We start from the raw sequence: 12,582 nt of genomic DNA on the forward strand, positions 1-12,582 counted from the left end.
GTGCGCGGCCCCGGGAGACCGGCGGCCGCCCGCACCCCGGTTCACCCGTACGCGTCAGGCGTCCGGGTCCGTGTCGGGCTCCGCGCCCGGCCGCCGGATGCCCAGCGCGACGATCGTCGTCGGCCTCGCCAGCTGGTACAGCGCCGTCAGCGACACCGCCGCCAGGACGATCCCGGCCGGGATCAGCACGCCCTGGGACCGCAGCAGCGTCCACGCCACCGGCAGCGCGATGATCTGGGTGATGAGGGCGGGGCCGCGGCTCCAGCTGCGCCGCAGCAGCAGCCCACGGGCGGCGAACAGCGGGATCAGCCCGAGGGCGATCAGCGTCAGACCGCCCATTTCGGCCTGCTGCGGGCTCTCGGGACGGCCGAGCAGCCCCATGACCAGCATGTAGATCCCGCCGATGACGAGGGCCGCGCCCTCCAGGGCGTTGAGTCCGGCCACGAGCGTGATCCTGGCCGGCTTCGGCGGCTCGGCCAGAGGCATCGACGAGGGCGCGTTCTGCTGAGTACTCACCCATGCAGGTTGGCACCCCGGAGCCGCCGAAGCGAAGCCGGGGTCACGGATCCACCGGAAAGATGCCGTCGCGATCGGCCCACCGCGCCCGGGCCGTCACCCTGCGTGAGGGTCAACGGGCAGGAATTCAGGCCTGTATCCCGCGGTAGGTAGTCTGGCGGTCATGCGCGCACTTCTTGTGGTCAATCCAGCTGCTACCACCACCAGTGCACGCACCCGTGATGTGCTCATCCACGCACTGGCCAGCGAGATGAAGCTGGAGGCCGTGACCACCGAGTACCGCGGGCACGCCCGCGATCTGGGGCGTCAGGCCGCCGACAGCGACGACATCGATCTCGTGGTGGCACTCGGCGGTGACGGCACGGTCAACGAGGTCGTGAACGGCCTGCTGCACAAGGGCCCCGACATCGACAACCTGCCGAAACTCGCCGTCGTCCCGGGTGGCTCCACCAATGTCTTCGCGCGCGCCCTCGGCTTGCCCAACGACGCGGTGGAGGCGACCGGCGCCATCCTGGACGCACTGGCAAACCGCACGGAGCGCACCGTCGGCCTCGGCCTGGCGGCCGGCACCCCGGGCACGGAGGACGAATCCGTACCCGAACGCTGGTTCACCTTCTGCGCCGGCCTCGGATTCGACGCCGGAGTCATCGGCCGGGTCGAACAGCGACGGGAACAGGGAAAGCGTTCGACCCATGCGCTGTACGTCCGCCAGGTGCTGCGTCAATTCCTCGAGGAACCGCACCGGCGGCAGGGAATGATCACGCTGGAGGTTCCCGGACACGAGCCGGTCACCGATCTCGCGCTCTCCATAATCTGCAACACGGCACCCTGGACCTACCTGGGGAATCGCCCGATGTACGCCTCCCCGAAGGCCTCGTTCGACACCGCCCTGGACGTCCTCGGCCTGCAGCGGCTGTCGACGGCTGCGGTCACCCGCTACGCGACCCAGCTGCTCACTTCGAGTCCCGAGAAGGGTCCACACGGTAAGCACGCGGTTTCACTGCATGACCTCACAGACTTCACCTTGCATTCAAAGGCGCCACTGCCCTTCCAGATGGACGGTGACCACCTGGGGGTGCGCACAAGTGTGACGTTCACAGGCGTACGCCGTGCACTGCGTGTGATTGTGTGAGTGGAAGGGACCAAAGTCCTTTGACTCGAACGTTTGGACTGGCTTCCACCCTCTAGAAGTACGGCTGTGACCTAGCCGACACCGAGGAATCAAAAAAAACTTTCCTGAAGGGGTTGTATCCGCCGCCGAGGTTTGCGAATCTCTACATGGCGATCGGGACGGCCCGCAACAACGGCCTCCACTGAGAGCCAGAACCCCTCCTCACTTAAACAGGACCACATCCAGTTCATCTGGGCGTCGGCCCGACAGCTGCGGGGGGATTCGTGAAAGCGTTCACATTCACAAGCCACAGTACGTATACCAAGGAGAGGTAGCAGCCATGGACTGGCGTCACAACGCCGTTTGTCGTGAGGAAGACCCGGAGCTGTTCTTCCCCATCGGCAACACCGGTCCTGCGCTGCTGCAGATCGAGGAAGCCAAGGCCGTCTGCCGTCGCTGCCCCGTCATGGAGCAGTGCCTGCAGTGGGCGCTCGAGTCCGGCCAGGACTCCGGCGTCTGGGGTGGCCTCAGCGAGGACGAGCGCCGCGCAATGAAGCGCCGCGCCGCTCGCAACCGGGCGCGCAACGCCAGCGCCTGACGCCACCGCTACGAACCTCAGCCAGGCGGCGCGTACGGAGTGTACGCATCACCCCGCCCCCCGAGTCGCAGCGCGCAGTACCCCCGAAGCGCATGCTTGACCAGAGAGCCCGGACCGTTCACCAACGGTCCGGGCTCTCTGCTGTGCCGCTCGCCCCGAGCGCTGTGCCGCTCGCCCTGAAGGGGTTGCCGCTGCTTGCCGGCGGGAGTGCCGCTTACTTGTCGGCGCTGACCGGGATGTCGAGGATGACCTGGGTGCCGCGCTCGGGCGCCGGCACCATGCCGAACGTCCCGCTCAACTCGCCCTCCACCAGCGTCCGCACGATCTGGAGCCCCAGATTTCCGGTGCGCTGCGGGTCGAATCCCTCGGGCAGCCCGCAGCCGTCGTCCTGGACCGTGATCAGCAGCCGCGTCTCCGTGGGCGAACCGCCCCGTACCGCGGAGACCTCGACGGTGCCGGACTCGGCGACACCGAAGGCGTGCTCCAGCGCGTTCTGCAGCACCTCGGTGAGGACCATCGCCAGCGGAGTGGCCACTTCCGCGTCGAGGATGCCGAAGCGCCCGGTCCGGCGGCAGGTGACCTTGCCCGGTGAGATCTCCGCGACCATGGCGATGACCCGGTCCGCGATCTCGTCGAACTCCACCCGCTCGTCCAGATTCTGGGACAGCGTCTCATGAACGATGGCGATCGAACCGACGCGCCGAACCGCCTCGTTGAGCGCCTCGCGGCCCTGCTCGGAGTCCATCCGGCGGGACTGCAGCCGCAACAGGGCAGCCACCGTCTGGAGGTTGTTCTTCACCCGGTGGTGGATCTCCCGGATGGTGGCGTCCTTGGTGATCAACTCACGCTCGCGGCGGCGCAGTTCCGTGACGTCGCGCAGCAGCACCAGGGAGCCGATCCGCACCCCCTTGGGCTTGAGCGGGATCGCCCGGAGCTGGATCACCCCACCCGTGCACTCGACCTCGAACTCACGGGGCGCATAGCCACTGGCCAGTTTGACCAGGGCCTCGTCCACCGGCCCCCGGGAGGGCGCCAGTTCGGCGGTGATCCCGCCGAGGTGCTGGCCGACGAGGTCGGAGGCGAGGCCGAGACGGTGGTAGGCGGAGAGGCCGTTGGGGCTGGCGTACTGGACGACGCCGTCGGCGTCGAGCCGTACCAGGCCGTCACCGACCCGCGGCGAGGCGTCCATGTCGACCTGCTGGCCGGGGAACGGGAAGGACCCGGCGGCGATCATCTGGGCCAGGTCGGACGCGGACTGGAGGTAGGTGAGTTCCAGCCTGGACGGGGTACGGACGGTGAGGAGGTTGGTGTTGCGCGCGATCACGCCCAGCACCCGGCCCTCCCGGCGTACGGGGATCGACTCGACCCGTACGGGAACCTCTTCGCGCCACTCCGGGTCGCCCTCGCGCACGATCCGGCCCTCGTCCAGCGCCGCGTCGAGCAGCGGACGGCGGCCGCGCGGCACCAGGTGGCCGACCATGTCGTCCTGGTAGGAGGTGGGGCCGGTGTTGGGCCGCATCTGGGCGACGGACACGTAGCGGGTGCCGTCGCGGGTGGGGACCCAGAGCACCAGGTCGGCGAAGGAGAGGTCGGAGAGCAGCTGCCACTCCGAGACCAGCAGATGGAGCCACTCGAGGTCGGTGTCACTCAGGGCGGTGTGCTGGCGGACGAGGTCGTTCATGGAGGGCACGCGTGTGAGCGTACCTGTGGATGTGCGCAGGTACCGAACCGGACGGCCCGGCCGCACGTGCGGTAAGAAGGGCCGGAAATTACCGTGCCCCATGGATGGACAGGCATGAATGGTCTAGTCCACAATGCAGGAGACAGAGCCTCCGCTCTCCCCGCACAGGAGAGCGGAACGAGGTACCCGCGCTCTCTGCCCTGACTGCGCCGGTACCTCTCCCGGGCCGGGGGCACCGCACACCGCCGGCCTGGCTGACCGCCCTTCGGGCGGTCTTACTCCGGGCTGCGGTGCTGGTCGGGCTGAGGGTCCCGGCCCGGCGCCGTGGCCCGCGGGTGTTTCCGGGGGCGCGCTCAGCGCGTTTCGGTGACCTTCGCCAGCGCGCGCGGGGCGTCCGGGTCCTGGCCCCGGGCGATCGTCACCTCGTACGCCAGCATCTGCAGCGGCAGGATCTCCAGGATCGGCTGGACCTCCTCCGCGACTCCGGCCGTCGGCAGCACGAACCCCGCCGACGCCGCCTGCACCTGGGCCTTCGGGCCGACCACGAAGAGGTCGGCGCCGCGCCCGCGGAGCCGGTCGAGCACCGGCTGGAGGGCCTCGCCGCCCCGGCCGTCGGTGACCACCGCGATCACCGGGGAGATGTTGTCGACCATGGCGAGCGGGCCGTGCAGCAGGTCGGCGCCGGAGTAGGAGAGGGCGGGGATGTAACTCGTCTCCATCAGCTTCAGGGCGGCTTCCTTGGCCGTGGGATAGCCGTAACCGCGCGAGGTGATGACCATGCGCTCGGCAAAGCGGTAGCGCGACGCCAGGGCCTTGACCTCGTCCTTGCGGGCCAGGACCGCCTCGGCCAGCTCCGGCAGGATCGCGGCCGCCGCGCCGTCGCCGCCGCGCAGCCCCTCCACGAACAGGTACAGGGACAGCAGCGAGGCGGTGTACGTCTTGGTGGCCGGCAGGGCCTTCTCCGGGCCCGCCAGGATGTCGATGTGGTACTCGGAGACGGCGGCCAGCGGCGAGTCCGGGTTGTTGGTCACCGCCAGTGTCACCGCGCCGGCCTCCCGGGCGGCCTTGGTGGACGCGACCAGGTCGGGCGAGCCGCCGGACTGGCTGACGGTGATGACCAGGACGTCCCTCAGATCCGGCTTCGCGCCGTACGCGGTGGTGGTGGACATCGAGGCCAGACCGCAGGGCAGCCCGAGGGTGATCTCGATCAGGTACTTCGCGTAGAGCGCGGCGTTGTCCGACGTGCCACGGGCGGTGAGCAGGACGAAGCGGGGCCTGCGCGCCGCGACCTCGGAGGCGACCGCCCGGATGGCGGGGGCTCCCTCGGCGAGGATGCGGCGGAGCATCCCGGGCTGCTCGGCCATCTCTCCGGACATGATCCGGCCGGGGAGTTCGCCCTCGTCTGCCGGGTACGTGACGGACATGTCTGGTGCCTCCCGGGGATGTGCCGATGCGTCGGCCGGAGCCGGTCCAAGTCGAACACGGGGCACCGAGGGGCCGCCAGCGGTGGGCACCCGGCGGGATTGCGCACGGCGCACAAGGGGTTCACCCGGCGAGCGCCCGGGGGCATCGTCCGCGTGCGCCGGGTCTGCTAGATTAGGACTTTGATTGGTCTATACCACATGATTCACTCCAGATCGGCAGGCCCCGCGTGGAAGTTGTCATCGTCCCGGACGCCAAGGCAGGCGGCGAACTGATCGCGGGGGCCATCGGCGCCCTGCTGAGCCGTAAGCCCGACGCCGTTCTCGGCGTTGCCACCGGCTCGACCCCGCTGCCCATCTACCAGGCACTCGCGGACAAGGTCCGCTCCGGTGCCGTGGACGCCTCGCGCGCCCGCATCTGCCAGCTCGACGAGTACGTCGGGCTGCCGACGGGCCACCCGGAGTCGTACCGCTCCGTGGTCCTGCGCGAGGTCGTCGAGCCGCTCGGGCTCTCCGAAGCCTCCTTCATGGGTCCCGACGGCTCCGCCGAGGACGTCCAGGCCGCCTGCGAGGCGTACGACAAGGCGCTCGCCGAGGCCGGCGGGGTGGACCTCCAGCTCCTCGGCATCGGCACCGACGGGCACATCGGCTTCAACGAGCCGTGCTCCTCGCTCGCCTCCCGCACCCGGATCAAGACGCTGACCGAGCAGACCCGGGTCGACAACGCGCGCTTCTTCGACAACGACATCACGCAGGTGCCGCACCACGTGATCACCCAGGGCATCGGCACGATCCTGGAGTCCCGCCACCCGATCCTGCTCGCGACGGGCGAGGGCAAGGCCGATGCCGTGGCGGCGACGGTCGAGGGTCCGGTCGCCTCGGTGGTGCCCGCGTCGGCGCTGCAGATGCATCCGCACGCGACGATCGTGGTCGACGAGGCGGCGGCGTCGAAGCTGAAGCTGGCGGACTACTTCCGCGCCACGTATGCGGCGAAGCCGCTGTGGCAGGGTATTTAGTACTTCGCGGTACGCGCGAGGGGCCGGGCACCTGGTGGTGTCCGGCCCCTCACGTCTGTACGGGTGCGTCGTGGTGGACGCCTTGTCCTCAATCGCCGGACGGGCTTGATTTTCGGCCCTGCTCGTCCGGCGCGAGGGCATGTCCTCAATCGCCGGACGGGCTGGGATTTCGGGCCTGCTTGATTTTCGGCCCGGCTCGGATTTCGGGCCTGCTCGTCCGGTGGGAGGTGTCGTCCTCAATCGCCGGACGGGCTTGAAGTGCCCGGCGCCCGGAGTGGTCTCAATCGGCCGACGGGGTGGATTGCGTTGACGCGATCTTCTCTGCCGCTGCCAGGCCGCAGACGCGGGCGGCTCCGTGGGTGGCGATGTAGAAGGCTCCCCTCGGTTCGGCCTGGGGTACGCCCATCTCGACCACGATCGTGTCCGCACGCGCCGCCAGCAGCGCGTCGAGGGCCTCCGTCATCCACGGGTGGCGGTGCGCGTCGCGGACGACCGCGACGATGCGCCGCTCCCCCGCGGCCCGCAGCACCTCGGCCGCGAGTGCCTCGTGCTCGCTGCCGTAGGTGTCCGTCCCGGTGCCCGGCACCAGCCGGGCCAGTTCGGCGGCGACGCCCCAGGGCGTCTCGTCCCCCACCGCGATGTTCGCGACCGGGGTGAGCGCGGCGACGTAGGCCGGACCGGTCAGCGGTTCGGCCGGGCCCGTCACCACGACGGCTCGGCGGGCCGCGACCAGGCCGATGTCGGAGCTGATGCGCGTGCTGCCCCCGGTGCCGGGCGCGGTCCCCTCCTGCACCGCCGCGCCCGGCTCCGGGACAGCCCCCCCGGCCCGTCGCGTCCAGGACGCGAGGGCCCGTACCCGGGCGGCGGCGTCGGCCAGCCGCTCCTCGGGCAGTTCACCGGCACGGACCGCCTCGACCAGCGCGTCGCGCAGCCGGAGCACCGTGCTGTCGTCGTCGAGGCCGCCGCCGACACAGAGCGCGTCGGCGCCCGCCGCGATCGCGAGGACCGAGCCTCGCTCGATCCCGTACGTCGAGGCGATGGCCTGCATCTCCACGGCGTCGGTGACGATGAGTCCGTCGTAGCCCAGCTCCTCGCGCAGCAGACCGGTGAGGATCTGCGGGCTGAGGGTCGCCGGGCGGTGCGGGTCGAGCGCGGGAAGCAGGATGTGCGCGCTCATCACGGATTTGGAACCCGCCGCGATCGCCGCCCGGAAGGGCACCAGTTCACGCGCGTGCAGGGTTTCCAGGTCCACGTCGATGCGCGGCAGCGCGTGGTGCGAGTCGACCGCTGTGTCGCCGTGCCCCGGGAAGTGCTTGGTACAGGCGGCGACGCCGGCGGCCTGGAGGCCCTCGATGTACGCGGCGGTGTGCCGGGCGACCAGCTGGGGTTCGGCGCCGAAGGACCGCACCCCGATGACCGGGTTGCCGGGATTGGAGTTCACGTCCGCGGACGGCGCCCAGTTGAGGTTGACGCCGCACGCGGCGAGCCGGCGGCCCAGCTCCTGGGCGACGGCGCGGGTCAGCGCGGTGTCGTCGACGGAGCCGAGCGCCAGGTTGCCGGGGAAGGACGAGCCGTGGCGCACCTCCAGCCTGGTGACGTCCCCGCCCTCCTCGTCGATCGCGACGAGTACGTCATCGCGTTCGGCGCGGAGCTGGGCGGTGAGCGCGGTGAGCTGTCCGGGCGTCTCGATGTTGCGGCCGAACAGCCCGACGGAGGAGAGGCCTTCGCCGATCCGGCGCAGCAGCCAGTCCGGTGCCGTGGTGCCGGTGAACCCCGGCTGCAGGACGGCGAGGGCGTCGCGGGTGACGGTGTCCGTGGTGGATACGAGGGTGGTCATGGGGTGCGTTATCCCTTCACGGCACCGTCGGTGAGACCGCTGACGGCCTTACGCTGCAGGAAGACGAAGAGGATCAGGATCGGGATCGCGAAGATCGAGGCCGCCGCCATGGTGGCGCCCCAGTCGTCGCCGAACTGACTCTGGAACTGGGAGAGCCAGAGCGGCAGCGTCTTGGACTCGGGCTCCTTGTTGAGGATGAGCACGAGCGGGAACTCGTTCCACGCCGTGATGAAGCCGAAGAGCGAGGTCGCCATCAGACCGGGGGCGAGCAGCGGCAGGATCACCTTGATGAAGGCCTGCGGGCGGCTGCACCCGTCGACCATGGCGGACTCCTCCAGCTCCTTGGGCACGGCGGCGACGTAGCCGCGCAGCGTCAGGATCGTGAAGGGCAGCACCATGACCATGTAGAAGAGGGTCAGCGGGACCAGGCTGTTGAGCATGTCCGCGTCGCGGACCAGCATGTAGATCGCGATGACCATGACTTCCCACGGGGCCATCTGCGCGATCATGAAGACCAGGATCATGCTCTTGCGGCCCTTGAACCGCATCCGCGCCAGGGCGAACGACGCGAAGAGCGCGATGATGAGCGAGAAGACGACCGCGAGCACGGTGACGGTCAGTGAGTTCCTGACCAGCGTGAAGAAGTCCGGTGCGTGGTACGCCGTCTTGAAGTGGTCGAACGTGACGTCGGTCGGGAACCAGACCGGCGTCTCCGTGATGATGTCGCCGGTCGGCTTGAACGCCGTGCTGAACATCCAGTAGACGGGGAAGACGAAGACGGCGAAGAGGAAGATCGCCGCTGCGTTGGGCCAGATGCGGCTGAGCAGTGAGCGCTTCACAGCTCGTCCTCCTCTTGCTTGAGAACGATGCGGAGGTAGTACGAGGTCAGCCCCAGCATGATCAGGATGGTGAGCAGTGAGATCGCGGCGCCCATGCCGTAGTGCTGGTTTCCGACCCCTTCGACGAAGGCGTAGATGGGCAGCGTCTCGGTGAGGCGGTTGGGACCGCCCTCGTTGATGGTGAAGAGCTGCGGGAACGCCTTGAACACCCAGATGACCTCAAGGAAGGTCGTGGCGTAGAGGAAGGGCCGGATGAACGGGAACGTCACCGAGGTGAAGCTCTTCCAGCTGCCGGCTCCGTCGAGCGAGGCGGCTTCGTACAGTTCCTTGGGGATCGTCGTGGTGGCGGCGTAGAGGTTGATCGCCACGAAGGGGACCGACCCCCAGACGATCAGCAGCCCGACCACGAAGAAGGTGGAGAGCTGCGAGCCGGTCCAGTTGTACTCGGCCATGGAGTGGAAGCCGATTTTGTCGAGTACGTAGTTCACGATGCCGAACCGCGAGGCGAAGAGCCACTGGTAGACCGTGGACGCCGCGACGACGGGCATGGCCCAGGCGAGCACGAGGCCCAGCAGCAGCGTCAGCCGCATTCTCTTGCCGAGGCGTGCGAGCAGCAGTCCGACCAGCGTGCCGAGCAGCATGATCAGCGCGACGTTGATGCTGGTGAAGACGATGGTGCGGACGGTGACGCGCCAGAAGTCCTCACCACCGAGGATCTCCTTGTAGTTCTTGAACCCGTTCCATTCGGTGGCGTGCCGGATCAGCTGCCCCATATTGAGGTTCTGGAACGACAGCATGCCGTTCTTCACCAGGGGATAGCCGAGGAGGAGCGCCGTCACGGCGAGCGCTGGTACGAGCAGCAGATAGGCCGCTGTCCCCGCGCCCAGCTTCCGCCCGGGTTTGCCGCCCGGTCCGGCGGGTGGCTGCCCGCCGTGGCCCCCGCCTGCGGCTGTCTTAGCCACGTCCGACGGATTGGTCTCTACTGCCATGCTCGTCATCACTTCCAACAGAGCCCTACAGGAACGGTGCGTACAGCCGGGGCGGCGGGTGGATGCCCGCCGCCCCGGAGTGTGTCGCGCTGCTGCGACTACTGCTGCTGGCTCAGGCGCTTGTTGAGCTCGCCCTCGACCTGCTTGGCTGCTGCGGCGGACGACTTACCCTGCAGGACCAGTGTCATGTAGGTCTTGATCGGGTTCGGCGGGTTCTCGACCGGCGCCCATTCCGGGATCAGCGGCGTCGTGCCACCGGACTTGGCGGCGGCGGGGCCGGCGGCCTCGGCGGCGGGCTGGCCCACGGCGAACTTCTGCATGGCCTCGGACTTCGGGGTCCAGCCGGCCTCCTTGACGAGAGCGCCGTCGTTCGCCTCGCTGAGGGCGATCTTCAGGAACTCCTTGGCGAGGTCCTGCTTCTTGCTGCCCGCGGCGACGGCGAAGTTGGAGCCACCGAGGAAGACACCCTCGGGCTTCTCGGCGGTCTCACCGGGGATGGTGAAGAAGCCGATGTCCTTCTCGAGCTTCGGGTTGGCCTTGATGGCCGTGCCGGCCTCGTAGCCCATCGCGATGATGGCGCCGGTCTTGCCCTTGGCGAAGACCTCGGCCTGCTGCGGGGTGGCCTCGTCCTTGTCCTTGGGGGCCTTGGAGTAGGACTGGTACTTCTTGTACACGTCCATGGCCGCGGCGACCTTCGGGTCGGCCAGGTTGGAGACGTACTTGTCGCCTTCCTTCTTGACCGGCTCGACACCCTGGCCGACGAGCAGACCGTCGAAGAAGTACCAGTTCTGGCCGGGCAGGTAGATCGGCTCGGCGTCACCCTTCTTCTTGATGGCGTCGAAGGCCTTGAAGAGATCCGCGCGGGTCTTCGGCGTCTCGGTGATACCGGCGTCCTTGAAGACCTTCTTGTTGTACATGACGACGCGGTTACCGAAGTACCACGGCAGCGCGTACTGCTTGCCCTCGAAGACGGAGGGGGCGTTGACCGCGTCGGGCCAGGCGCCGCCGATCTCCTTCTTCACGTCGGCGAGCTCGGCGAGACCGCCGGTCTTGGCGTACGCCGGGGTCTGGGTGTTACCGATCTCCAGCACGTCGGGCGGGTTGGACTCGGAGAGCGCCGTGGTGACCTTCTGCTGAATACCGTTCCACTGCTGGACTTCGATCTTCAGCTTGGCCTTGGTCTTCTTCTCGAACTCGTCGGTGACCGTCTTGGTCCAACCGGGCGGGTTCGAGCCGGACATCGTCCAGACAGTCAGGGTCTGGCCCGCGTATCCTTCGGCACCGGCCTTCTTGCCGTCGCCGCTGTCGTCGTCCGAACCACAGGCCGCCATGCCGAACACCATGCCCGCGACGCCGATCGCCGCGATGAGCTTGCGCTTCACGCCACCCTCCTCAGGGATGCTGCAACCCCCGCCCACCGCGCAAATAACGTCGACGAGTACTACTGGGGCTGGAACCTGGTCTTTAATGGTTTAGACCAGTACCGGGAGCTTGGCCTAGACCTTTAGGGGTGTCAAGGGTGTATAAGAAGTGCACTCGCGTCCGTTATAGGACCGACATCTGAGGGAGGGCGACGAGCCGTGACCGGACCGTGCCACCATGTGAGCCGCGACAGACGGAGGAGCCGGTGACGGCAGCAGCGCAGCAGTCGGGAAGGCGGGCCATGGGCGTCGACGGGGGCAGTTCGGAGACCGAGACGGGCGGGGGCGCCGGGACGCGTACCGCGCGCGTTCCGAAGTACTACCGGCTGAAGCGGCATCTCCTCGACATGACGGACACGATGCCGCCCGGCACCCCCGTACCCCCGGAACGGACCCTGGCGGCCGAGTTCGACACCTCGCGCACCACCGTGCGCCAGGCGCTCCAGGAACTGGTCGTCGAAGGCCGGCTGGAACGCATCCAGGGCAAGGGCACCTTCGTCGCCAAGCCGAAGGTCTCGCAGGCCCTGCAACTCACCTCGTACACCGAGGACATGCGCGCCCAGGGACTGGAACCGACGTCCCAGCTGCTGGACATCGGCTACGTCACGGCCGACGACACGCTCGCCGGACTCCTCGACATCACCGCCGGCGGCCGCGTGCTGCGGATCGAGCGGCTGCGGCTGGCGAGCGGTGAGCCGATGGCGATCGAGACCACCCACCTCTCGGCCAAGCGCTTCCCGGCGCTGCGGCGTTCACTGGTGAAGTACACCTCCCTCTACACGGCCCTGGCCGAGGTGTACGACGTCCGGCTGGCCGAGGCCGAGGAGACCATCGAGACCTCGCTCGCCACCCCGAGCGAGGCCGGACTGCTCGGCACGGATGTGGGCCTGCCGATGCTGATGCTCTCCCGTCACTCGCTGGACGAGCAGGGTGAGCCGGTCGAGTGGGTCCGTTCGGTCTACCGAGGTGACCGCTACAAGTTCGTGGCCCGCCTGAAGCGTCCGCTGGACTGACCGGCACCCCCGGCGCACCACCCCGACAGCCCCCGTGGAACGGCTTCCGCGGGGGCTTTCCCGTCCCCCGGTCAGCCCTTCGTCCCGCCATTGGTCTGAACCACATCCCCCACCACTTGGCCGGCGCCGGGGACCATTCC

11 protein-coding genes are annotated in these 12,582 nt (G+C 68.7%); 4 read left to right on the forward strand and 7 right to left on the reverse strand.

Annotated elements, in window-relative coordinates; translation table 11 throughout:
* Positions 1–54: 54 nt before the first annotated feature.
* Complete coding sequence (locus ACGFU6_RS31485; RefSeq protein ID WP_393616001.1) at positions 55–444, reverse strand: hypothetical protein; 390 nt, start codon at positions 442–444, stop codon at positions 55–57.
* 235 nt (positions 445–679) lie between these two features.
* Between ACGFU6_RS31485 and ACGFU6_RS31490 the strand changes: the two genes are divergently transcribed.
* Entirely contained in the window at positions 680–1,648 is a 969-nt protein-coding gene (locus ACGFU6_RS31490; protein WP_393615893.1) for a diacylglycerol/lipid kinase family protein, read from the forward strand.
* Positions 1,649–1,967: 319 nt separating this feature from the next.
* A complete protein-coding gene (locus ACGFU6_RS31495) occupies positions 1,968–2,225 on the forward strand; it encodes a WhiB family transcriptional regulator (protein ID WP_003953983.1) in 258 nt (85 codons plus the stop codon).
* A gap of 214 nt (positions 2,226–2,439) precedes the next feature.
* On the opposite strand, the gene ACGFU6_RS31500 is transcribed toward ACGFU6_RS31495, so the two are convergent.
* Complete coding sequence (locus ACGFU6_RS31500; protein ID WP_393616003.1) at positions 2,440–3,906, reverse strand: sensor histidine kinase; 1,467 nt, start codon at positions 3,904–3,906, stop codon at positions 2,440–2,442.
* Between the two features lie 353 nt (positions 3,907–4,259).
* Complete coding sequence (locus ACGFU6_RS31505; RefSeq protein WP_393615895.1) at positions 4,260–5,330, reverse strand: SIS domain-containing protein; 1,071 nt, start codon at positions 5,328–5,330, stop codon at positions 4,260–4,262.
* Positions 5,331–5,557: 227 nt separating this feature from the next.
* On the opposite strand from ACGFU6_RS31505, the gene nagB reads away from it, so the two are divergent.
* Positions 5,558–6,343 (forward strand): glucosamine-6-phosphate deaminase, encoded by a 786-nt coding sequence (gene nagB / locus ACGFU6_RS31510; RefSeq protein ID WP_393615897.1) that lies wholly within the window; start codon positions 5,558–5,560, stop codon positions 6,341–6,343.
* A gap of 280 nt (positions 6,344–6,623) precedes the next feature.
* Here nagB and ACGFU6_RS31515 read toward each other — a convergent pair whose 3' ends face one another.
* From ACGFU6_RS31515 to ACGFU6_RS31530, 4 genes are all read right to left on the reverse strand, one after another.
* Entirely contained in the window at positions 6,624–8,180 is a 1,557-nt protein-coding gene (locus tag ACGFU6_RS31515; protein WP_393615899.1) for a glycoside hydrolase family 3 protein, read from the reverse strand.
* Positions 8,181–8,188: 8 nt separating this feature from the next.
* Positions 8,189–9,019 (reverse strand): carbohydrate ABC transporter permease, encoded by an 831-nt coding sequence (locus ACGFU6_RS31520; RefSeq protein WP_393615901.1) that lies wholly within the window; start codon positions 9,017–9,019, stop codon positions 8,189–8,191.
* Positions 9,016–10,008, reverse strand: a complete 993-nt coding sequence (locus tag ACGFU6_RS31525; protein WP_393615903.1) for a carbohydrate ABC transporter permease — start codon at positions 10,006–10,008, stop codon at positions 9,016–9,018. The genes ACGFU6_RS31520 and ACGFU6_RS31525 overlap by 4 nt, the downstream gene beginning before the upstream one ends.
* Before the next feature lie 98 nt (positions 10,009–10,106).
* A complete protein-coding gene (locus ACGFU6_RS31530) occupies positions 10,107–11,390 on the reverse strand; it encodes an extracellular solute-binding protein (protein ID WP_393615905.1) in 1,284 nt (427 codons plus the stop codon).
* Positions 11,391–11,671: 281 nt separating this feature from the next.
* Here ACGFU6_RS31530 and ACGFU6_RS31535 point away from each other — a divergent pair, with 281 nt between their 5' ends.
* Positions 11,672–12,442, forward strand: a complete 771-nt coding sequence (locus ACGFU6_RS31535; protein WP_123523651.1) for a GntR family transcriptional regulator — start codon at positions 11,672–11,674, stop codon at positions 12,440–12,442.
* Positions 12,443–12,582 lie beyond the last annotated feature (140 nt).

It is taken from the genome of Streptomyces sp. NPDC048462, assembly GCF_043200175.1.
Lineage (GTDB): Bacteria > Actinomycetota > Actinomycetes > Streptomycetales > Streptomycetaceae > Streptomyces.